Origin of the sequence: Commensalibacter communis (assembly GCF_947179015.1) — a bacterium.
GTDB classification, from domain to species: Bacteria; Pseudomonadota; Alphaproteobacteria; order Acetobacterales; family Acetobacteraceae; genus Commensalibacter; species Commensalibacter communis.
In genome coordinates this window covers 118,339-140,993 of sequence record NZ_CAMXCM010000001.1, presented here as the reverse complement: position 1 = coordinate 140,993, position 22,655 = coordinate 118,339, and the positions used below count along the sequence as shown (strand labels likewise).

Below are 22,655 nucleotides of genomic sequence, written 5' to 3'. Positions count from 1 at the left end.
AGTCATATATTTTTTTTTATGATTATTTGAATAAAAATAGCATTTCTTTGTAATCGCTTAAAAACTATATATAGTATATTTACATTTTTTTAGATACCATATATATAATATTTATCATCATTTCATCAATATCTGCACTAGCGATTGGATATTATTATGCAGATATAGATTGCTATTTTGAGATTATTCGCCATCTTTACGAGATGAATAACCCAAAAGAAATTTATAAAGGAGACGTTCGTTGAGCAACGATACTAAAGATAATGAAAAGATTCATAATTTAATGACTTATAACCCTGTTTATAAGCCGTTTCATTATCCGTGGGCGTATGATGCATGGTCAACACAACAACGTCTTCACTGGATTCCAGAAGAAGTTCCATTAGCAGAAGATGTCAAGGATTGGCATAAAAAACTCACCGAATCAGAAAGACATTTGATTACTCAAATCTTTCGTTTTTTTACTCAATCCGATGTAGAAGTTAATAACGTCTATATGAAATATTATAGTCAGGTCTTCAAACCGATTGAAGTTCTGATGATGCTTTCAGCATTTTCTAATATTGAAACGATTCATATTGCTGCTTATAGCTATCTGCTAGATACAATTGGCATGCCTGAAATTGAATATTCTGCATTTTTAAATTACAAAGAAATGCGGGATAAATATGATTATATGCAGAATTTCAACGTTGATAACCCTTATGAAATTGCCAAAACCATGGCTGTTTTCGGTGCATTTACCGAAGGGTTACAATTATTCGCAACATTTGCGATTTTGATGAATTTCCCACGTTTTAATAAACTTAAAGGTATGGGGCAAATCGTTTCTTGGTCTGTTCGTGACGAGACCTTACATTGTTTATCGATTATCAAACTGTTCCGTACTTTTATTCAAGAAAACCCTTCTTTGTGGACTCCTGAATTCCAACAAGAATTACGCGATATTTGCGCAACGATCGTTGAACATGAAGATGCTTTTATTGATCTTGCCTTTGAAATGGGTGACATTGAAGGCTTGGATGCCGCTACCGTCAAACAATATATCCGTTTTATTGCTAATCGCCGTTTAACCCAACTGGGCGTGGATACACTTTATGATATTGATAAAAATCCATTACCTTGGATGGATGAAATGTTGAATGCGGTTGAACATACAAACTTCTTTGAAAATCGTTCTACGGAATATAGCCGTGCTGCGACTCAAGGCACATGGGAAGATGCTTTTGAAGATATGATCCTAGATTCTTAATACTTCTCATAAAAAAAGAGGTTAAGTGAATTAACCTCTTTCATAAGTTTAATTATTGTTAGAATTCTTCATAACGTGCAGGATCTTGATCCTTTAAACGGCCATCTGGTTTATCTAATCCTTTAATTTTATCAATATCGGTTTGAGATAGTTCAAAGTCAAACAAAGACAAATTCTCTTTTTGTCTTTCATCGGATGTTGCTTTTGGAATGGGCATTGCCCCCAATTGAATATGCCAACGCAAAATAACCTGAGCAATAGATCGCTGATATTGATCTGCGATTTCCTGAATGACTGGATTTTGTAGCATATTATTCGCTCTGCCAATCGGGCTCCATGACTGAGTAACAATTCCAAGTTTTTTATTATAAGCCCGTTGCGTTTCTTGGGAAAAATAAGGGTGTAACTCTATTTGATTGAGACAAGGTGTTACCCCAGTTTCTTTGATAATGTTATCCAAATGTTCAGGTAAGAAATTACAAACACCGATTGATTTAATCATCCCCCTTTTACGCGCCTCAATCAAAGCTTGCCACGCTTCTACATAATGCCCCGTCTGCGGATTGGGCCAATGAATTAAGTAAAAATCATAATAATCCAACCGAGCTCTATATAAAGATTCTTCGATAGTGACCAATGCTTGATCATATTGTTGACGACGACCTGGTAATTTCGAAGTAATTTGAATTTTATCACGAGACAAACCACTCTGACGAACGGCCTCCCCCACTGTGCCTTCATTTTCATAATTAAAAGCAGAATCTAAAAAATAATAACCATTATGAATGGCTCTGACGATATCTTTGGCACCTTGCTTGCCATTGAGTTTATAAGTGCCAAATCCGACAGCTGGAATTTTCGTGCCATCATTCAACGTCAATTGTGGAATATCGGTCATTTAATATCCTTTTCTGTTATGGTGAATTTCTATTTTTTGTATAGCAAGTGTAAAATAAAACCCCTTATCTTCTATTAAGGATAAGGGGTTTTCATAAAATTACAAATAAATAAAATTTATTGACAGGATAAACACTCTTCATAATCAGTCGTTGTATTGCCATCTATCGGTGTTGCTGGCGAAATCGGAGATAATACATCCATCTTTACCGCAACATTACTGACGTCATCAGCACGTTGCAGGGATAAAGAACGACAATAATACAAAGATTTCACACCTTTTTTCCATGCTTGATAATGGATTTGATGTAAATCTTTTTTATGAATATTCGCTGGCACAAACAAATTAATTGACTGAGATTGACAAATGAACGGAGAACGATCCGCAGCATGTTCAATAATCCAACGTTGATCCAACTCAAACGCTGTTTTAAAGACATCTTTTTCATCTTGAGTTAAAAACTCTAAATGCTGCACACTGCCTTTATTCAAAGTGATAGAGGACCAAATCTCATCTGTATCTTGTCCTTTACTTTGCAACAATGCACGTAGGTGACGGTTACGCACCGTAAAAGACCCTGATAATGTCTTTTGTAAAAATACATTAGCATTGATCGGTTCTATTCCTGGGCTGGCATTTCCAGCGATAATCGAAATAGAAGCAGTTGGTGCAATGGCCATTTTATTTGAAAAACGCTCGTTAATGCCGTAATCTTCTGCATCTGGACAAGCTCCGCGTTCTTCAGCTAACATCACAGAAGCTTTGTCAGCTTGTTGGCGAATATGTTGGAACATTTTCTTATTCCATACCTTAGCCATTACACTTTCAAATGGGATCTTTTTCGCTTGCAAAAACGAATGGAAACCCATCACGCCCATCCCAACCGAACGCTCACGAGAGGCAGCATAGCGCGCACGAGCCATTTCATCAGGTGCATTATTGATAAAATCTTGTAATACATTATCCAAGAACAACATCACATCAGGGATAAATTGAGGATTTTGATGCCATTGATCCCAATATTCTAAGTTCAAAGAAGACAAACAACAAACGGCTGTTCGTTCTTCACCTTTATGGTCAATCCCTGTTGGCAAGGTAATTTCCGCACAAAGATTTGATGTTTTTACTTCTAACCCTGCCAGCTTGTGATGTTCAGGGCGTGCATTATTCACTGTATCGGAATAAACAATATATGGCTCGCCCTGTTCAATACGAGTAGTTAATAATCTGATCCATAAAGAACGGGCTGAAACTTTACGAATCACAGATTGATCTTTAGGGGATAATAAAGCCCATTCTTCATTTTTTTCTACAGCACGCATAAAGGCGTCAGAAACCAACACGCCATGATGTAAATTCAATGCTTTACGATTTGGATCGCCACCCGTTGGTCTGCGTAGTTCAATGAATTCTTCAATTTCAGGATGCCAAATAGGTAAATAAACAGCTGCGGAACCACGGCGCAATGAACCTTGGCTAATCGCCAATGTCAAACTATCCATCACGCGAATAAAAGGAATGACCCCAGATGTTTTGCCATTGCGCTTTACATTCTCACCAATCGAACGCAAATTGCCCCAATAAGAACCAATCCCACCGCCTCTTGAAGCTAGCCATACATTTTCATTCCAAAGCTCGACGATGCCCTTAAGGCTATCTTCAGCTTCGTTCAAAAAACAAGAAATTGGTAATCCACGGGACGTTCCGCCATTCGATAAGACAGGCGTCGCTGGCATGAACCAATGTTGAGACATATAATCATAGATACGTTGCGCGTGACCTGCATCACTGCCGTAGTAAGAGGCAACACGTGCAAATAAATCTTGATATGATTCGCCTTCCATTAAATAGCGATCATCCAATGTTGCCTTACCAAAAGGCGTCAATAAATTATCACGAGAATGATCGAGTTTTACCTGATACCGTCCATAAAGTTGAACATTTCCTGCCAACGCATCAGTAAAATCAAACTTTGGTTGTTCAACTTTATCTTTTGTAGTTGCAGAGGGCTTTCTTTCAAGTACATCAACAGGGCTCACGTCTCATATCCTCGTAAAACAAGATTAACGGTTTAGGGACTCTTTATATCCCTAACCATACACCATAAATTGTTCAATGAAATGGTTAATTGTCTATATATAGTATATTTAAAGATTATAAATATCTATATGATGATGTAAAATCAACTAAACAATGGTCTTGACATCAATTAATTTTATCTGTGTGTGATAAGTACACAAAAATAAAAACAAAAATATATTTTATAATCATGGTCAGCAATTAAAAAACAATCAGATTGCTACAAGAACACAGTAAACCATATAAGCAAAATAAATGGGTCAACGAAAAATCGAAAATAATCCAAAAATCAAAGGAAACCCATCCATTCTATTAGGAACAATGGAGATCAAAAATGAAGAAGCGACAACCTTAGGAATCAGTTTAAAGCTTACTATACAAATATTTGCTGATAAAATCTCAACTGGTAAAATTTATGATGGAATAGAAACATGGCATGCTAATTTCCTAATCATAGAAATTGATAAAGACCAACAATATAGCTTAATCTTAGCCCAACTTACTCACAGTGAAAGTACTTTTTATTGCACTATTGATGGAGATAATATTAAGTAACAGCATCTATGGTGATATGTTCAATACCAAAAAAATTCGTTGCCTACGCCGCCCTCCGAAATGGAAACATTACGATTCAGAGATTCCAATGATTGAGAATCAAACAGCATTTTTCTTTGGGCAATCTTATATTAAAAAAAGAAAGATTAGAAAAAGAATATTTTACTTGTGGAGAAACCATCTATTTATTTGCAATAAACACAGAAGATCACTTAGAATTATATATATTCACACAAGGCACGAATGAACAAACAGCAGAAGACCATTATCGTTTAGAAGAGCAAATGATAACTTTTGAAAACCATTATAATGATCTTAAAATCGTTCAAAAATTAATCAAATCAGGTAATAAATATCTACATCAATATATTGCAGAAAATAAGCATAGTAATTCTGAAATCCTAACTATGCTACTTGCCTCTGTTAAAACTAAAAAACTACAAAAAGAAATACAAACACGTTTAGATAAAATAAGTCATGGAGCAGATTGAATATGTACTTTGATTTTTCCTGCTTCATCAACGAATAAAAGACCCGTTTCGATTTTACCAAGATAAATAATTCCTGGATAGAAAGACGCATCTTCACGATAAATCACAAAATTATTCCAAGGTGCAAAATATGCCAACTGCCCTTTGAGGGGTTTATGGCCCTTAGGCGCATTTTCCTGAGTCAGTTTTTTAGGTAGTTCTGAGACTTTTTCTTTATCCCCATAGTCTACTAATATTAAGTCCATTGGTAATTGATGATAAAAATCTCGAGCCGTTGGATTATTGTCCAAAGTCACATTGATAGAGTGTTGACCATCATCCGTGCTGATAAGAATTTTCATTGGTTCCCCTGCGTATGTTTGGAAGGGCATTATTAGGAAAAGGAATATAGATACAATAATTGTTCTCAACCACATTTTTACTATTAACTCCTTAATAGTTGTATAATGTCAAACGCTTGGTATGATTTAAATAAAATATTACAGATTCTATTAAATATCAGTTTTTTATAGATTTTATTGTAGATTAAAGGATCAATCAAAGTCTTTTGATACTCTACTCAGACATTAGCATCTCAAATATAAGCATACTCTTACAGTATATTATTGGATTAGATATTCAAGTAATAAAGCTTCTAATTGTTCGAAAGAAAAAACAATATCGGGATAGGTTTCTTGTTCAACATAATATGAAACTATGACTAACGAAGATTTAAAGTCAAACGCCAGTTGGGTCAGATTGAAAGTCATCGTTGCTTCAGTTCGAGTGTAAAAATTCTCTATAATTTTTTTAGCAAATTTCTTTGTTAAATTGTCGCTACTCAAAAACGAAGAGATCGTATGTTCGTCCTCCCAAAGAATAGTAATATTCTGATCTCTTAAAGCCTGTTCCATTTCATTCAGAGTTAGTTCCCAAAACGTCACTGGTTTCCAATGATCAGTATGATGAAGAACAACATAGATTCCCCCTGTATCGGCTGAATCGCTAACACATTCAGCGCACCAATTTTTATAATGTTTGGGGGATAAAACAAGACCTGTTTTGTGGGTAGACATATACTACCTTTAACTATTGATCTTTGATAATATGCCATCTAAATGGTATTTTATCATTTTACATCCATCTTTTGTCGATGAATAATTTTGACTAATGTCCAATATTGCCCAACAGAATCTGTAGGAATTTGCCTTCCTCTATCCGTATCCTTAACATATAGTTGATATATATACCCTTTTTCTGGTATAAATCCTTTAATAGGATTATATAAAAATTCCCACTCTGACTTTTTTTGATCTTTATTACTTAAATCTTTAACCTGCATACATTTCTCCATCATTCCCATCCATCCACGACAAGGAACAATTTCTTGAGATAATAAAATTGTATAATATTTTGGGTGATAATAATTACGACATGCGCTTAACATCATAAAAGCAAAAGGTAACCACAAAAATATAAATCGTTTATACATTCAATACTCTCTATTATGCAGAATAAAAAAGCTCAATCAGTGTTTCAACTAATTAAGCTTTTTTATAGTTCTTACTTATAATTAAACCCTTATTCCCACTCAATCGTCCCTGGTGGTTTTGAGGTGATGTCATACGTCACACGGTTAACGCCACGCACTTCGTTGACAATGCGCCCAGCCACTCGGGTTAAAAATGCCATATCGAATGGATAGACATCAGCAGTCATTCCATCTACGCTGGTAACGGCACGCAATGCACATGCATGATCGTAAGTACGACCATCCCCCATCACACCAACGGTACGTACTGGCAATAACACAGCAAAGGCTTGCCAAATCGCGTCATACAACCCTGCACTACGGATTTCTTCCAAATAAATAGAATCAATTTTGCGCAATAAATCGAGTTTATCCCGCGTAATATCGCTGAGAATACGAATAGCCAGTCCTGGTCCAGGAAAAGGATGGCGACCAACAATATTTTCTGGAATACCCATTTCACGACCAAGATCGCGGACTTCATCTTTAAACAGATCACGAAGCGGTTCAACCAACTGCATGTTCATCCGTTCTGGTAGACCACCCACGTTATGATGAGATTTAATCGTCACAGATGAGCCAGTAACGCTAACACTCTCAATCACATCTGGGTATAACGTTCCTTGGGCAAGGAAGTCAGCACCACCTAATTTCTTTGCTTCTTCTTCAAAGACTTCTACAAATAGACGGCCAATCGTTTTGCGTTTGACTTCTGGATCAGTAACATTTTCAAGTTCTTTTAAGAAAAGATCAGAGGCATCACGTTTAATTAAAGGAATATTAAACTGTCCAGTAAATGTCTTAACAACCTCATCCACTTCGCCTTGACGTAACATACCATGATCGACAAAAATACAGGTTAATTGATCGCCAATCGCTTGGTGGATTAATACAGCTGCAACCGCAGAATCAACACCGCCTGATAAACCACAAATAACTTTTTTATCGCCAACTTGGTCACGTATACGTGCGATTTCTAAATCACGGAAACTCGCCATAGTCCAATTACCATGACAACCCGCAATATTATGCGTAAAATTCTTTAACAATGCTGCACCATGAGGTGTATGCACAACTTCTGGATGGAATTGAACACCATATAAACGACGACCTTCATCCGCAATCATTGCATAAGGTGCGCCTTCACTGGTTCCGATGACTTTAAATCCAGGCGGGAGCTTAACAACACGATCGCCATGGCTCATCCATACTTGTTCACGACTTCCTCTTGACCACACGCCACGACATAAAGAGCTATCTTCCACAACATCAACATGCGCACGACCAAATTCACGATGATCGCTAGATTCGACCTGTCCACCTAGTTGATGGCACATCGCTTGTTCGCCATAACAAATTCCCAACACAGGAATATTCAATGCAAAGACTTCATCTGGAATCCGAGGAGAATCTTTATCCGCAACACTGGCAGGTCCCCCTGATAAAATAATCCCTTTAGGTGCAAAAGAACGAATCTTTTCATTCTTGCTGGTATAAGGCCAAATCTCACAATAAACACCACTTTCCCGAACACGTCGGGCAATTAATTGGGTTACTTGACTGCCGAAATCAAGAATAAGAATCTTTTCTTCGTGTAAAGATTGTTCTAAGTCACTTACTTGGGTCATCATACCAACTTCTTTATTAATACTTATCAAAAAACATGTTTCCATATCACATAAGCGAAAAACATTCAGATAAAAAGGGAATTATCTAAAAAAATTTAACTTTCTCGTTTATAAGACTAAATCAATTTAATATTTTTATACTATAGTTTTTTATTGAATTTTGTCGGAGCCTTCTATGTTTAAAAAGAAATTAGGATATTTTTTAACGAATACAATGTTTTTAGGGCTGACTTGCCTTGTTCTAAGCGCCTGTAGCAGTAAACTTGCAGAAGATCACCCACAAGGTGTGTGGTTGGGGAAAATGGAAGTTGAACAAGGAACGTGCCCTACGGATAGAATGGCTGCATTACGCATTGATAAAAAGATGGTTCTTTTTTCCCCAGATAACGGTGCTTTGATTCTCAGAGGTGATTTCGATAAAAAACAAAAGCCAAGACATTTAGTTGCTCAACTTCATCGTGTTGATATGGATCACAAGCCATACGATCTTATTTTCGAAGGTAAAGCACAAAATGAGAATATTATAGGGACTTATGGAACGCCTGATTGTCGTGCGCATATTACATTTTATCGCCCTAATCATTATGGATTATCCGATGCCATCGCACATTAATAAATAAAATTTAAAAAAAGACTTGCAATAAAAAAAAAGATAAGATAAAAGCCTTATTCAAGACGCACCCGTAGCTCAACTGGATAGAGCACCAGACTACGAATCTGGGGGTTATGGGTTCGATTCCTGTCGGGTGCGCCATTATAAATATCATCAATGAAACATTGATATATTACAAAAAATCATCAAATATATGAAAATTTTGTTATACAAACAATCAAGTTTTTGTTATAAAGAATTACTTCATACCATTAATACGAAATATATGATTGATTAGTTGATGATACCCCCTTCTTCCTCGCTTCTGATCATAGAAGATCAACCAGAAATATGTGATTTAATTGAACTCAGTTTGCTTGATAAAGTAGAACAAATACATATTGCGCATTCAGTATCTACAGCCTGTCATTTACAATCTAAATATCGTTTTGATGTCGCTATCGTTGATTCTTGTTTACCAGATGGTGATCCTTATCCGTTGGTCAAAGAATTATTGGCGCAACAATGCAAAGTTTTGCTAATGAGCGGAAATTTCGAGTTAAATAAACGCCTGGCACGACTACCTTTGCCTCGAATAGAAAAGCCGTTTCGTTTGCCAACATTGATGAAGTCTGTTGAGCAAGCTTTTGAAATACCCGTCACCAAAACGTTACAAGCATTGAACTCTGCTTGATAACAAAATTATATTTACTTCGCGTCAAATTTATATAAATGGTTTAATTTGATTGCAAATTAATTTGGCAACTGCTTACTTTCACCTATAGTAGCTAATCTTGGGTTAAGATCAACATTATATAATTCATATATTTGCGCTATTTGATCATATTGTTGACGTTCTATTTTCCCTCTGGGCGGATAACCTAATGGATTATAAGCGGGAGCAAAATAGCTATTTTCATCAACTGATAAAAAAGAAGATTCTTTATTATTCTGTTTACGAATATAATACCCTTTCATTGTATAGCTTACGGGTAAATTAAAATATTTCCAGCGATCTCCAACAACTATGATTTGTCGTTTTGGCAAATAAAATCTTAGTTCTGATGCCAACCCATAGTTATCAGAAATAATCACTCGGTCTGAAGGAACCGCAGAGTTCACTGATTGTGCAAATGTTTGCCATCCACCTAGCTGTTTTAACAATATATTTTTTTTTGCAGGCAAAGGAAGAATTGCAAATAACACTTGGATATAAACCAATGATATGACTGAAAAGCCAATAATAATAGCCGTCTTCAACCATTGAGTAACATACAATCCTGCAATAACAACCAGCACAGGATACAATAATCCGACCCAGTTTGCTTGCACACGATCCCCAACTGCATGTTGGATAAACACGCAAACAGGCACAATAATCATTAACCATAATAACAAAGCGCATGAGCTAAATTTTTTATACCAAATAGTTTTGGTTAAAGATACTATCCCAATACAAAAACAAATAAAAATAATAGGCGTTGATAAACCAATTTGCCCACCCAATAATTCTGATAAAAATTGTAACGCGCGACTAGGATTCCAGTCAGTTGTCCGTCCACCTTGTTTAAGTAAACTGATCCATTGATGTTGACTATTCCAAAAAATCACAGGTGAGAAAATAGCGCTGGCTAAAACTGCACCACCCCACAGTTCTTTTGTTTTTAAATAAGAACGTCCTTCTTGACTAATTAAACACCATATTCCCAAAGCCATAATCAATAAAATAGCTGTATATTTACTCAGTAACGCCAATCCTGCACTGGCACCAATAAACCACCACCATTGTACTGATTTTGTATAAAATAAGCGACCGCAGCCCCAAAGAAATACACACACAAAGAATAATAAAGGCGTATCTGGAGTCATAATAATTGCCCCAACCCCGACCGTCAAAGTCGCGTTTAATAATAAAACCGCAATCAGCGCTTTTTGATCTGAATCAGATTGGTGATTGTTAAAATCTTTAACAGCAAAAAAAATAAAGAAACTACCGATAAAAGCAGCCAGTGAACCTAAAAAGCGAACCCCTAGCTCTGTATTCCCCCACAATAAACAACCAGCTTTGATCCATAGTGCGATCATGGGTGGATGATCGTAAAAACTATAATCCAAATGACGTGACCAGACCCAATAATAGGCTTCATCAGGTGATAAAGGCACAGAAGCTGCGACAATAATTCGTATTATTGTCAACAGACCCAACCCAATAGATAGTTTGAGAAGTAAATTATTTTTCATAAATACAAAACCAGATCTTTTATCATTATGCCGGTACATATGTTGTAATAAAATACCGACTGTAACATATCAAGAAAATTACGTTACTAATCATATCTATTATAAAAATAATATTTAAATACATAAAAAATTTACACTTTAATTTTATATATTTTTATTATAATGAAGGTCTATTACTTATTTTGCAGACCTCTCGGCTATTTCTTCCAGTATATGTGTTGCACGTTCCTTTAACAAACGGTCCATTCCTTTCTTCAAAACCTGTTTATTAATAAATGCAATCGTTGCGTCATTTCCGACTTTTCCTAATGCAAGTAATAAAGCATCTTTAGCATCCAGATTCTTTTCTTGAACAAAAGCATTTTGAATAAGAGAAGATAACTTAACTATAAAATTTTGAGGTACATTCTTTGCATGCCTAGCAATCATTAATCCAAGTAACCTATTTGTAATCTTTGTTGTCTTTACTCCAAAAATCTGACAAATTGCATTCCATGTTTTAGGGTCATTAAATTGTATTGTCCATGTACATGCCGCTACTTTGATAGAAATAGACACATGCTCATAAAGTGGAATAAGTGCCTCTAAAATCCTTAAATCGTAATATTCGTATCTTTGGCTGATACTACCTACAGTATTTAATAAGATTGTTATATCTATCTCTTGTTCTATCGCATGAATTACAATAGAAAGCACTGCATCATCCGTTAAAAATTCTTTGTTTTTAACAGTCCATCTTCCTCTCGAAAGTCTATTGATACGAGCAACTGCATTTTTTCTTGTTACGACATCTTCAGACTGTAATTCTATAAGCAAAATATCCATAACTTATTCCTTACAAATTCGAAAATATAATAAACTATTTTTTCTTTAGCGATGTTTTGAATAATTTTTCCATCAACATGAATAAAAATTGCACCATAATTTTAAAACCCAATTTGCTTTCGCCAAAAAGTCTTTGACGAAATTGAAATGGAATTTCTTTTAAGCGAACCGATGCTGAGGCAGACATGACTAAATCCAATAAAATCTTGAACCCCGTGCCCGATAATGCGGGCAACAGCTGAATAAATAAAGAGCGCCTTAACATGAAGAAGCCACTCATTGGATCGTTCAAGGTGACTGGTAAAAATTGTTGAGAGATTCGAATCCCTGTATTGGATAAAAAAAGTCGCCAACGATTGGCTAATCCAGTATTATCGCCTCCTTCGACATGGCGACTTCCAACAGCAAAATCATAATTTTCCCGTAATATTGCATCTAACATTGTCGGCAATAATGTTTCATCGTGCTGCATATCACCATCAATAACAGCCACGCATTCCGCTGAAGAAGATAGTACACCTTCAATTACAGCAGAAGAAAGTCCTCTTCTTCCTACGCGTAATATCCCTCTAATTCGTTGATCTTGTTGTGCAAGTTGCCAGACTTGTTTTATTGTGCCATCAGGGGAATTGTCATCGACAAAGATTGCTTCCCATTTCCGTCCATCTAACGCTTTGATTAGTGCACTGAACAACGGCTCGACATTATCGCGCTCATTATAACATGGGATAATAACACTTAGCTCTAGTCTATTTTCGAAAGGACGAGAAGCATTCATAACATCATTTACTATCTATTAATCTAACCTATATCTATGGAAATTATTCCGCATTACTTTCTAAGGGAACCCCTTCTCGTTGTAAACTGGTTCTGATAATTTGCAATGTTTGCACGCGTGCGACATGAGGGTTATTGGTTAATTCATGCGTCAATCGATTCTCATCTTCTGCATCTTTGGCAATAAAACGAATCAAAAAATCAACGCCACCCCTGACCATATGACATTCACGAACTTCTGGTAATTGTGCCATCTGGGCTTCAAATTCTTTTAATACTGATTCTTTTTGGCTATCCAACCCAACCAATACAAATACAGTCAAAGACCATCCCACTGCAGCGGTGTTGATTCTGGCATGATAGCTTTGAATAACGCCCATCGCCTCTAATCGTCTGACGCGTCTTAAACAAGGAGGAGCAGATATTCCAACACGCTGAGCCAAATCTATATTGGTAATGCGACCATCTTTTTGTAATTCATCTAAAATCAACCAGTCAATCTTATCAAGGTCTACTAAATGTGCCATATACTTCTTATTCCGCCCTAGCATTTTGCTAATATCTATAAAAGACTATTGTTAAACAAAACCTTCTTCTTATACAATAAACCCAATATATATATAATTTCAAAAATCGCTACGATTAAATCAGGATATAACAATATGACAGAAACTTTTATAACAAATATGCTTATCGTTGGTGCTGGCCCAGCTGGATATACCGCTGCGATTTATGGTGCCAGAGCCAATATGAAACCTGTTTTATTAACAGGCATGCAACCTGGCGGACAATTAACCATCACCAATGATGTCGAAAATTTTCCAGGCTTCGCCGATGCAATCCAAGGACCTTGGTTAATGGAGCAAATGGCCGCTCAAGCCAAAAATGTTGGCGCTGAAATCGTTATGGATAGCGTTTCAAAATGTTCCTTGTTGAATCCTCAAAAGGAAGATGGATATTTTATTTTTCATACAGATAATGGCGATATCTATAAAGCCCGTACTGTTATTATCGCCACAGGTGCCCAAGCACGCTGGTTAGGACTAGAAGCAGAACAGCGTTTACAAGGCTATGGGGTTTCTGCGTGTGCAACTTGTGATGGTTTCTTTTATCGTGGTAAAAAAGTAGCCGTTATCGGTGGTGGCAATACCGCGGTTGAAGAAGCTTTGTATCTGACCCATCATGCTTCACACGTGACCCTAATTCATCGCCGTGATAGTCTAAGAGCTGAAAAAATTCAACAAGATCGTTTATTGAATAATCCAAAAGTATCTGTGATTTGGGACAGTGTTGTTGAAGATATTCTTTCAGGCGGAACTCCAGAAGCTGTTACGGGTCTTGCTTTGAAAAATGTAAAAACCAATGAGCAATCAACTTTAGAGATTGATGGGGTTTTCATTGCTATTGGTCATAATCCCAATACATCTTTATTCAAAGGCCAACTTGATCTCGATTCTGAAGGATATATAATTACTCAATCAGGCACGCCTAAAACATCTATTCCTGGCGTTTTCGCTGCAGGCGATGTTCAAGATAAAACCTATCGCCAAGCGATCACTGCAGCAGGTTCAGGCTGTATGGCTGCTTTGGATGCTGAACGGTTTATAAGTGAAATTGAATAAATAAAATAAAAGTGGGAAATAGCAATATTATTTCCCACTACTCTCGAAATGGTTAATAATACTGATGTAAAACTATCTGCCAATAGGGCTTTTTTGGGGCATATTACAAGTAATGTTCGTGCAATTGCTTTTGATTATACAACCAACTCGGTCTTTATTTATGCGTATTATGATACTGAACCAACCGAGGACGACTATGAAATCATAGATTGTGCTGTTACTGAAATACTCGCTGATTTTCCTGACTTTCAATCCCAAGAAATCATTTTAACCCAGACAAATGCCCCAATAGATACTTTAAATTCTTATAAAGGATGGATATTTATAAAGTATAAGGCTTAGTCTAAACGATTATAATTATCCTCCAAACGCACAATATCATCTTCATTTAAATAAGAACCAGATTGTATTTCGATAACCACCAACGGAATACGTCCTGGATTTTTCAAACGATGTAATGTTCCAACAGGCAAATAGATACTTTCATTTTCTTTGACCAAAATAATTTCAGTATCTCGTGTAACCTCAGCCACTCCAGAAACAACAACCCAATGTTCCGAACGATGATAATGCTTTTGCAAAGAAAGTTGTGCACCCTCATTCACAACCAATTGTTTAACTTGAAAACGATGCCCGCTCGCCAAAGTTTCATAATATCCCCACGGACGGTAACAGCGTGTATGTGCAAATGCTTCTTTCTGATTGGCTAATATTAACTTTTCAACGATTCTTTTTACGTCTTGAGATTTGCGTCGATCTGTAACTAAAACTGCATCTTTGGTAACCACCACAACAATGTTCTCAAGACCATTGACCGCAGCAACCATGTCATCCGAACGGATATAGCTGTTCTGTGTATTTTCAAGAACAACATTGCCAATGGCAACATTCCCTACCTCATCTTTTGCACTAATGTCCCAAAGTCCATCCCAGCTACCAATATCTGACCAAGTCAAGTCAGCCGCAATCACCAACATTTTTTCAGTTTTTTCTGCAATTGCATAATCGATGGAGATATCAGGAACTTTCTCAAAATCTTCCAATTGAATACGCTCAAAAAACAAATCAGTTTTACGTTGTTGAATGGCAGTTTGGATACTCGAAAGCAGCTCTGGCGTATATTTTCCCATTTCCTGCAACATGGTTTGTGCAGAAAATACAAACATTCCCGAATTCCACAAATACTGCCCAGACTCAACCATTTGAGAAGCCCGCTGAAAGTCTGGCTTTTCAGTGAATGCTTTTACAGAAAAAGCATGTTGGGCATCTGAGACTTTATCACCCTTTTGAATATATCCATAGCCTGTTTCTGGTCGAGTAGGTTGAATCCCAAAAGTAATTATATTCCCTTGTTTAGCCAGAGACGCTGCTTCTTCAACCAACTGAATTAATCGTTCAGTTTCTTGAACAACTGCATCCGCTGCCATCACCCAAAGGATATAATGTGGATTTTCTTCTTCTACTAATAGACTAGCAGCTGCAATAGCAGGTGCAGAGTTTTTTCCTATTGGCTCTAATAAAATACGGGCTTTTTCGATTCCGATTTCACGTAATTGTTCGGCAATTAAAAAACGATGGTCATTATTACAAACAATGATTGGGTCTGTAAATAAAGACCCAATTGCTCTAAGTGCTGTATCTTGCAACATCGAATTTTCAGATAATAACGGCCATAATTGCTTAGGAAAACTGGCTCGAGATACAGGCCATAAACGGCTACCCGTTCCACCTGATAAAATCACTGGAACAATTTTTATCATTTCAGTTCCACTCATCCTATACCCCTTTGCCTGATTTCCTTAAGCTTTATCGAAAATAATTAAGCCTCATCCATTTGACTGTTTGTCCGTTTTCTTAATTCTTTTCCTGTTTTAAAGAAAGGAACATATTTTTCATGAACGTCTACAGCATCTCCTGTTCTTGGGTTACGACCAGTACGTGCTTTACGATTTTTCACGAAAAAAGCACCAAAACCACGTAATTCTACTCTACCGCCTTGGGCTAGAGAACTTTCGATTTCATCGAAAATAGTAGAAACAATCAAATCAATATCTTTAATTAATAAATTTGGATGTGCAGCTGCAATCTCTAAAATAAGCTCAGATTTAGTCATTTAATTTATACTCGTTTTATAATTTTTTACCTAAGGATTCCAAATTGCTATCGCACCATCGAGATTTTCATGATCTTTATACACAATTTGATGTATAAAACCGTTCATTGAATCTCCCAACATTTCGCCTACAAATTTAGAAAACCATTTAGAAGGTTTCTTATTCTTTAATTCCGTTATGTTGATATCAGATGGTAATTTTGAGTATTGAATTAACCAATTTTTAGCATCTTTTTCTGTACCAATTTGATCAATCAATCCATTTTTAACCGCTTGTTGACCACTATATGGACGACCATCGCCAAGTTCTCTGACTTTTGCAGCATCCATATGTCTTCCTTCAACAACCATCCCGACAAACTGATCGTAAAAATTCTCAATCAATCCTTGCAACATCTCACGACCTTGCGGGGAAAGTGGTTTAATCATTGAGGGTTGACCTTTTAACGGACCAGAAACCAATTGATCTACATTAATTCCAACTTTACCCAACAATCCTGAGATATCAGGAGCTTGCATAATAACACCAATCGAACCCGTCAATGTCGAATTAAGAGCGAAAATGCGATTAGCAGGTACGGAAATCATATAGCCAGCCGAAGCAGCAACGCCTCCCATACTCACAACTACAGGTTTCTTTTTTGCAAAACGCGTAACCGCATCATGCAGTTGCTCGCCTCCAGTAACGGCGCCCCCTGGGCTATTTACACATAAAATCATCCCTTTGACAGATTTATCCGCCAAAGCATCATCAATCAATTTAACTTGTTTAGAAACATCAGAACCAATAATACCTTCAATCTTTAACTTCACTAAATGATCGGTATTGCGTCCCATTTTAGATAAAGAGGAACCTGCAATAATTGTTACAATAGACACAATAAATATAGTACATGCGATACACCGCCATAAAACCAACTTTCGTCGAATTTTCTGGCGTTCTAGTAACAAATCACTTTCTAATTGCATTGATCAGACTATCCCGTAACAAATTAACTATCATTTAATAACCTTAAAGATTGGATATATAGATATCCAAACCTATAGTGTCAAAAGAATATTACTAATCTTCTTTACGACCTCTACGATTACGTGGTTCACTTTTGCTGCTGGCTACATTTTTACGCCCCAATCCAATTTCACGAGCTAAATTAGATCTACGCTCTGCATAATTGGGTGCCACCATAGGATAGTCAGCAGGCAAGTTCCAACGTTCACGATATTGTTCAGGAGTCAGCCCATAAGCACTTTGAATATGTCGTTTTAACATTTTAAGCTTTTTCCCATCTTCTAGACAAATAATATAGTCAGGGAAAACAGAACGTTTAATTGGAACAACAGGCTGCAACTTTTCTGTATCGGAACCATTCTTCTCTATAGAAATTAATGTTTGATAGACTTGTCTGATTAATTCTGGCAACTGGTCAGAGCCCACCGAATTATTTGATATATGAGAGGAAACTACTTTGACAGTCAGTTCTAACAATGATAAATTTTTTTCTTCTAATTCCATATTATATTATCCAAAATATCACACTAAATATTTGAATTTCATTTAAAAAATTTAAATAAAATTATATAATAAACACTCTTTTACTATACATACTGATAACAGTTTTAGCATTATTTAAAATAATTACTATACAAAATTATAAAAAAATTAATTAACCTTGATACTATACTCATTAGCTAAAATAAAAGTTTGATAATATTTTGTTTTATGTTTATGTCATAAAGAACGATCGCAATAATGATCACTTTAACAGAGATTTAAAAATCATGTTTCAAGTAAAAACAGTGTCTATTATATGTATTATCGCTTTATTTTCTTTGACAAACTGTACAAAAAACAGCGACAAACATCAATATGTTAATGGCTCATATTTGCAAATAGGCTCTGGTGGTTCTTTACGATAAATTTTATTGAATGATTTGAAATATATAACAAAGCATCAATATACTGATTATTAAATTAAAGAAAATAAATAAATTTACTTAGTGATTGACTTTTTTATCAAAAAATATGATATAAGTCTGAAATTCAGATCTAATCTTCTGAAACGAATTATAACAAAAAGAAATTCTGTAAAGATCATTACAAGAATTTGACATCTATAGAGAGTTTATAATGTTTGCAATTATCCGCACGGGTGGAAAACAATATCGCGTTACTCATGATATGGTATTAAAAGTTGAAAAACTTGATGTCGAAGCAGGAAGCACAGTAACTTTTTCTGACGTATTAGCTGTTGATGGTACAATTGGTATCCCGACTGTTGCTGGTGCTTCTGTAAAAGCAACTGTTATCGCACAAGATCGCTTAAAGAAAGTCATCATCTTTAAAAAACGCCGTCGCCAAAACAGCCGTCGTAAAAATGGACATCGTCAACCTGTAACAGTTTTGCGCATTACCGAAATTAATGCTGCGTAATTCATAAACCTATTCAATATTGATTTTAAAACAGGAGATAAATCATGGCACATAAAAAAGCAGGCGGTTCCTCCAGAAACGGACGTGATACAGAAGGTCGTCGTCTTGGAGTGAAGAAATTTGGTGGACAATCTGTTATCGCTGGTAACATCATTGTGCGTCAACGTGGAACAAAAATTAAACCAGGCGCTAATGTCGGTTTAGGTCGCGACCACACAATTTTTGCCCTTGTTGATGGCAATGTACGTTTTGATAGCCGTAACAAAGGAAACGTTACAGTTTCCGTAGAAACACTAGCAAACGCTGCTGAATAAAACGATCATTGACCTTTTTGGGTCTATGTTATTCAATAAAGGGTCGATTCGTTTTGAATCGACCCTTTATATTTTAAGGTATAGATAAAAGATGAAATTTCTCGATCAAGCTAAAATTTATGTAAAATCAGGTGATGGTGGCAATGGTGTAGTCGCATTTAGAAGAGAGAAATTCATCGAATATGGTGGCCCTGATGGTGGCGATGGCGGACGCGGTGGGGACATCATTTTCCAAGCTATTGATAATCTAAATACCTTAATTGACTTTCGCTACACTCAGCATTTCCGCGCCAGAAAAGGTGGGAATGGGTCTGGTGCCAATCGCACAGGTGCTGCTGCAGAAGATGTCGTTATCAAAGTCCCTGTTGGAACGCAGATCTTTGATGATGACAAAGAAACGCTCTTGGCAGACCTTGATGAAGCAGGAAAAACAATCACTTTATGCCGTGGTGGTGATGGCGGTTTCGGTAATGCACGCTTTAAATCCAGCACGAACAGAGCCCCTCGCCGTGCAGATCCAGGATGGCCTGGTGAAGAACGCTGGGTATGGCTACGTTTGAAGTTGATTGCCGATGCTGGATTGGTTGGTTTACCCAATGCTGGTAAATCTACCTTTTTGTCAGTTGCTTCTGCAGCTCGCCCAAAAATTGCCGATTACCCATTTACAACCTTACACCCTCAATTAGGAATGGTGCGTTTATCTTCTACAGAAGAATTCGTCTTGGCTGATATTCCTGGATTGATCGAAGGCGCCCACCTAGGTAGCGGTCTTGGTGATCGATTCTTAGGGCATGTTGAGCGTTGTGCGTTACTCCTTCATTTGATCGATATCACTTCTGAAGACGTGGTGCAAACGTGGAAAACCATTCGTCATGAGCTGGAAGCTTACGAAGGTAATCTTATAAAAAAACACGAAATCATCGGGTTAAATAAAGCCGATCTTCTGACGCCAGAAGAAGCCGCAGAGAAACAACAGGCTTTGGAAAAAGCAACAGGGCAAAAGGTGTTTTTACTTTCTGCAGCCACGCATCATGGTGTTAAAGATATTTTATATTATTTACAAAACTACATTACTAATCATAAATTAAATGATAGTTCTCACCAAAAACCATTTAGCCCAATATGATGCAAACTCCTCAACTTAATAAAGCCCGAAGAATCGTTGTTAAAATTGGTAGTGCATTGCTTGTCGATGGACAAAATGCGTGTATTCGACAATCTTGGTTAAAAAGCGTTGTCCAAGACATTACCAATTTACATCAACAAAATTGCGATGTGCTTGTGGTTTCTTCGGGTGCGATTGCGCTGGCACGTTATACGTTTAACCTTAATCGTCATAAATTACGACTTGCAGAAAAGCAGGCAGCGGCGGCCATTGGGCAAATTAAACTAGCCCAAGCATGGAGCGAAAACTTTCTGGAGCATAATATAACTACTGCTCAGATTTTATTAACATTAGAAGATACTGAGACACGTCTTCATTATCTAAATGCACGCTCTGCTTTGGAAACTTTGTTAAAGTTAAAGTGCATTCCTATTATTAATGAAAACGACACCGTAGCAACTTCGGAAATTCGCTTTGGAGATAATGACCGCCTTGCTGCCCGTGTTGCTGAAATGGTCGGAGCAGACCAATTAATCTTGCTTTCAGATATTGACGGATTATATACAGCTGATCCTAAGAGCGATCCAAATGCCAAACATATCCCCGTTATCCAAGAGATCACGCCCGAAATTATGACAATGGGTGGCAAAGCCCCTACTGGATATTCTTCTGGAGGAATGGCAACGAAGCTTGCTGCGGGAACCATCGCAAACACTGCAGGTTGTGCCATGGCGATTGCTTTTGGAAAATTACAACATCCTCTGAAAGCATTACAAGAGGGCGCTAGATGCTCATGGTTCTTACCAAATAGCTCAACCTATACTGCACGTAAGAGATGGATTGCGGGGGGTATGACCACCAAAGGTGTGATTTATATCGATCATGGTGCAGAAAAAGCGTTATATTCTGGTAAATCTTTACTACCTGTTGGCATTACCAAAGTTGATGGATATTTTCAAAGGGGTGACTTGATCAAGATTGGGAATAAAGAGGGAAATATTATTGGCAGCGGCGTTACTGCTTATGATTCTTCTGAAATTAATCAAATTATTGGTCTGCAAACAGAAGATATTAATACCTCCTTAGGGTGGGAAGGACCCGATGAAGTCATTCATCATGACGACATGGTACTTCCTCCCCTTTTATCTATCTCGGAGGCCAACGCAAAATAGGCTCTGCTCGACGACGTTGTTGTGATTCTTCTTGCCTTTCTTCTCTGGCAGATTTGGGTGGAGGATCATAAACACGTTCTTCTCTTCTTACTGGAGCAGATGCTTTCTCTTGCACTGGTTCAATAGATCTAGTTCTCGTCCGATTATCGGTTACGACGTCTGGAGCATCATTATAGACTGCTGTTTTTGAAGTTACTCCAACAGGTGTAGCGACCGTCCCTGATTGCGAAGGTGGATCAAAACAAGTCGGATTGCTTTTAGTTGAAGGCACCACAGAGTAATATTCAGGAGGATTGGTAGCCTTCCTGTCTCTTGCAATAGTTTCTTCACGCACCATATCCCGCTCAGACATTGGAACCGGTTGTAATTTAAATTCTAACCGTTCACGAGCATCTGGGATCCGTTTTAACAATACGCGTAACTGGGCTTGGATATCTTCCATTTGATGATCCAAATACGTTAAACGACTTTTTAACCCAAAAACGGAAAAAGGCATTAATAAAAAACAGAGCCCAAAAATGATAACAACACCAACAATGACGAGCTGTAACCACCAAGGAATCCATTCTGGAAAAAAAAGCGCCATAAATCTATTCCAGCTATCTAACTTATAAGTAATTAAAAATATTCTTAAAATTATAAACGAATTTATCAAGTTTAAGGAAATTGTCAAAATTTCCTTTTTTATTCGTTACATTCCTAACGCACGGCGATAAATATCGAAAAGCGTTTCTTGCTCTTCAATCTCAGATGGCTCTTTCTTACGTGCACTAATAATACGACGAACTACAGGAACGTCAAACCCCGCTGACTTAGCTTCAGCATAAATATCTTTAATATCGTTTGCTAAGCCTTTACGTTCTTCTTCTAGACGTTCAATACGTTCAATTATACTCCGTAAACGGTCTGCTGCGATTCCACCAACTTCGGGTGTTTTTTCAAATTCACTCATTTTAATTCCTATCGTTTTTATATAATCTAATATTGACTATTATATATATTGCATTACGCAATCCTTTTAATATGGTCAATTATTTGATGCATTATTAT

27 protein-coding genes and 1 tRNA gene are annotated in these 22,655 nt (G+C 36.8%); 12 read left to right on the top strand and 16 right to left on the bottom strand.

The window, feature by feature from the left end; genetic code table 11:
• Window positions 1-283: 283 nt before the first annotated feature.
• Window positions 284-1,252, top strand: a complete 969-nt coding sequence (locus PQG54_RS00720; protein ID WP_271789536.1) for a ribonucleotide-diphosphate reductase subunit beta — start codon at window positions 284-286, stop codon at window positions 1,250-1,252.
• A 58-nt stretch (window positions 1,253-1,310) separates the two neighbouring features.
• Here PQG54_RS00720 and PQG54_RS00715 read toward each other — a convergent pair whose 3' ends face one another.
• Both PQG54_RS00715 and PQG54_RS00710 read right to left on the bottom strand, forming a co-directional pair.
• Window positions 1,311-2,150 carry an aldo/keto reductase gene (locus PQG54_RS00715; RefSeq protein WP_271789380.1) on the bottom strand — a complete coding sequence of 280 codons (840 nt, stop codon included), beginning with the start codon at window positions 2,148-2,150 and terminating at the stop codon, window positions 1,311-1,313.
• A gap of 116 nt (window positions 2,151-2,266) precedes the next feature.
• Window positions 2,267-4,189 (bottom strand): ribonucleoside-diphosphate reductase subunit alpha, encoded by a 1,923-nt coding sequence (locus PQG54_RS00710; protein WP_271789381.1) that lies wholly within the window; start codon window positions 4,187-4,189, stop codon window positions 2,267-2,269.
• Between the two features lie 295 nt (window positions 4,190-4,484).
• Between PQG54_RS00710 and PQG54_RS00705 the strand changes: the two genes are divergently transcribed.
• Window positions 4,485-4,784 carry a hypothetical protein gene (locus PQG54_RS00705; RefSeq protein WP_271789382.1) on the top strand — a complete coding sequence of 100 codons (300 nt, stop codon included), beginning with the start codon at window positions 4,485-4,487 and terminating at the stop codon, window positions 4,782-4,784.
• A gap of 92 nt (window positions 4,785-4,876) precedes the next feature.
• Window positions 4,877-5,275, top strand: a complete 399-nt coding sequence (locus PQG54_RS00700) for a hypothetical protein (RefSeq protein WP_271789383.1) — start codon at window positions 4,877-4,879, stop codon at window positions 5,273-5,275.
• On the opposite strand, the gene PQG54_RS00695 is transcribed toward PQG54_RS00700, so the two are convergent.
• From PQG54_RS00695 to guaA, 4 genes are all read right to left on the bottom strand, one after another.
• The gene (locus PQG54_RS00695) at window positions 5,260-5,616 is read right to left on the bottom strand and encodes a cyclophilin-like fold protein (protein ID WP_271789384.1); all 357 of its coding nucleotides are present in this window, start codon (window positions 5,614-5,616) and stop codon (window positions 5,260-5,262) included. The genes PQG54_RS00700 and PQG54_RS00695 overlap by 16 nt on opposite strands.
• A 261-nt stretch (window positions 5,617-5,877) precedes the next feature.
• Entirely contained in the window at window positions 5,878-6,330 is a 453-nt protein-coding gene (locus PQG54_RS00690) for a hypothetical protein (RefSeq protein WP_271789385.1), read from the bottom strand.
• A gap of 53 nt (window positions 6,331-6,383) precedes the next feature.
• Window positions 6,384-6,746, bottom strand: coding sequence for a DUF4377 domain-containing protein (locus PQG54_RS00685; protein ID WP_271789386.1), 363 nt, complete (start codon window positions 6,744-6,746; stop codon window positions 6,384-6,386).
• Window positions 6,747-6,835: 89 nt separating this feature from the next.
• A complete protein-coding gene (gene guaA, locus PQG54_RS00680; RefSeq protein ID WP_271789537.1) occupies window positions 6,836-8,413 on the bottom strand; it encodes a glutamine-hydrolyzing GMP synthase in 1,578 nt (525 codons plus the stop codon).
• A gap of 175 nt (window positions 8,414-8,588) precedes the next feature.
• On the opposite strand from guaA, the gene PQG54_RS00675 reads away from it, so the two are divergent.
• The 3 genes from PQG54_RS00675 to PQG54_RS00665 all read left to right on the top strand — a co-directional run bounded on the left by PQG54_RS00675 (window position 8,589) and on the right by PQG54_RS00665 (window position 9,699).
• On the top strand, window positions 8,589-9,026 hold the full coding sequence (locus tag PQG54_RS00675) for a hypothetical protein (protein WP_271789387.1): 438 nt from the start codon (window positions 8,589-8,591) through the stop codon (window positions 9,024-9,026).
• 64 nt (window positions 9,027-9,090) lie between these two features.
• Window positions 9,091-9,167 (top strand) — tRNA-Arg (locus PQG54_RS00670).
• A 139-nt stretch (window positions 9,168-9,306) separates the two neighbouring features.
• On the top strand, window positions 9,307-9,699 hold the full coding sequence (locus tag PQG54_RS00665; protein ID WP_271789388.1) for a response regulator: 393 nt from the start codon (window positions 9,307-9,309) through the stop codon (window positions 9,697-9,699).
• A 59-nt stretch (window positions 9,700-9,758) separates the two neighbouring features.
• Here the strand turns inward: PQG54_RS00665 and PQG54_RS00660 are convergent, their stop codons facing one another.
• The 4 genes from PQG54_RS00660 to PQG54_RS00645 form a co-directional block, all read right to left on the bottom strand.
• Window positions 9,759-11,246: an ArnT family glycosyltransferase gene (locus tag PQG54_RS00660; protein ID WP_271789389.1), complete on the bottom strand. Its 1,488-nt coding sequence runs from the start codon at window positions 11,244-11,246 to the stop codon at window positions 9,759-9,761.
• 177 nt (window positions 11,247-11,423) lie between these two features.
• The gene (locus PQG54_RS00655) at window positions 11,424-12,071 is read right to left on the bottom strand and encodes a hypothetical protein (RefSeq protein ID WP_271789390.1); all 648 of its coding nucleotides are present in this window, start codon (window positions 12,069-12,071) and stop codon (window positions 11,424-11,426) included.
• Between the two features lie 34 nt (window positions 12,072-12,105).
• Window positions 12,106-12,849 (bottom strand): polyprenol monophosphomannose synthase, encoded by a 744-nt coding sequence (locus tag PQG54_RS00650; protein ID WP_271789391.1) that lies wholly within the window; start codon window positions 12,847-12,849, stop codon window positions 12,106-12,108.
• Between the two features lie 43 nt (window positions 12,850-12,892).
• Window positions 12,893-13,375: an Lrp/AsnC family transcriptional regulator gene (locus tag PQG54_RS00645; RefSeq protein WP_271789392.1), complete on the bottom strand. Its 483-nt coding sequence runs from the start codon at window positions 13,373-13,375 to the stop codon at window positions 12,893-12,895.
• A 135-nt stretch (window positions 13,376-13,510) separates the two neighbouring features.
• Between PQG54_RS00645 and trxB the strand changes: the two genes are divergently transcribed.
• The gene (gene trxB / locus PQG54_RS00640; RefSeq protein WP_271789393.1) at window positions 13,511-14,470 is read left to right on the top strand and encodes a thioredoxin-disulfide reductase; all 960 of its coding nucleotides are present in this window, start codon (window positions 13,511-13,513) and stop codon (window positions 14,468-14,470) included.
• 48 nt (window positions 14,471-14,518) lie between these two features.
• A complete protein-coding gene (locus PQG54_RS00635; protein ID WP_271789394.1) occupies window positions 14,519-14,812 on the top strand; it encodes a hypothetical protein in 294 nt (97 codons plus the stop codon).
• Here the strand turns inward: PQG54_RS00635 and PQG54_RS00630 are convergent.
• The 4 genes from PQG54_RS00630 to PQG54_RS00615 form a co-directional block, all read right to left on the bottom strand.
• Window positions 14,809-16,245 carry a mannose-1-phosphate guanylyltransferase/mannose-6-phosphate isomerase gene (locus PQG54_RS00630; protein WP_271789395.1) on the bottom strand — a complete coding sequence of 479 codons (1,437 nt, stop codon included), beginning with the start codon at window positions 16,243-16,245 and terminating at the stop codon, window positions 14,809-14,811. The two genes, PQG54_RS00635 and PQG54_RS00630, sit on opposite strands and share 4 nt — an antisense overlap.
• A 44-nt stretch (window positions 16,246-16,289) precedes the next feature.
• Window positions 16,290-16,583 (bottom strand): integration host factor subunit beta, encoded by a 294-nt coding sequence (locus PQG54_RS00625; RefSeq protein WP_271789396.1) that lies wholly within the window; start codon window positions 16,581-16,583, stop codon window positions 16,290-16,292.
• A gap of 30 nt (window positions 16,584-16,613) precedes the next feature.
• Window positions 16,614-17,552, bottom strand: coding sequence for a signal peptide peptidase SppA (gene sppA / locus PQG54_RS00620; protein WP_271789397.1), 939 nt, complete (start codon window positions 17,550-17,552; stop codon window positions 16,614-16,616).
• A gap of 94 nt (window positions 17,553-17,646) precedes the next feature.
• Window positions 17,647-18,096 (bottom strand): MucR family transcriptional regulator, encoded by a 450-nt coding sequence (locus PQG54_RS00615; RefSeq protein WP_271789398.1) that lies wholly within the window; start codon window positions 18,094-18,096, stop codon window positions 17,647-17,649.
• Between the two features lie 615 nt (window positions 18,097-18,711).
• Between PQG54_RS00615 and rplU the strand changes: the two genes are divergently transcribed.
• The 4 genes from rplU to proB all read left to right on the top strand — a co-directional run bounded on the left by rplU (window position 18,712) and on the right by proB (window position 21,605).
• A complete protein-coding gene (rplU, locus tag PQG54_RS00610) occupies window positions 18,712-19,014 on the top strand; it encodes a 50S ribosomal protein L21 (RefSeq protein WP_271789399.1) in 303 nt (100 codons plus the stop codon).
• A 44-nt stretch (window positions 19,015-19,058) separates the two neighbouring features.
• Window positions 19,059-19,328 (top strand): 50S ribosomal protein L27, encoded by a 270-nt coding sequence (rpmA, locus tag PQG54_RS00605; protein WP_271789400.1) that lies wholly within the window; start codon window positions 19,059-19,061, stop codon window positions 19,326-19,328.
• A gap of 91 nt (window positions 19,329-19,419) precedes the next feature.
• Entirely contained in the window at window positions 19,420-20,454 is a 1,035-nt protein-coding gene (gene obgE / locus PQG54_RS00600) for a GTPase ObgE (RefSeq protein ID WP_271789401.1), read from the top strand.
• A complete protein-coding gene (proB, locus tag PQG54_RS00595) occupies window positions 20,454-21,605 on the top strand; it encodes a glutamate 5-kinase (RefSeq protein ID WP_271789538.1) in 1,152 nt (383 codons plus the stop codon). The genes obgE and proB overlap by 1 nt, the downstream gene beginning before the upstream one ends.
• On the opposite strand, the gene PQG54_RS00590 is transcribed toward proB, so the two are convergent.
• Window positions 21,580-22,191, bottom strand: a complete 612-nt coding sequence (locus PQG54_RS00590) for a hypothetical protein (protein ID WP_271789402.1) — start codon at window positions 22,189-22,191, stop codon at window positions 21,580-21,582. The two genes, proB and PQG54_RS00590, sit on opposite strands and share 26 nt — an antisense overlap.
• A 105-nt stretch (window positions 22,192-22,296) precedes the next feature.
• Window positions 22,297-22,557 (bottom strand): DUF2312 domain-containing protein, encoded by a 261-nt coding sequence (locus tag PQG54_RS00585; protein WP_271789403.1) that lies wholly within the window; start codon window positions 22,555-22,557, stop codon window positions 22,297-22,299.
• Between the last annotated feature and the right edge of the window lie 98 nt (window positions 22,558-22,655).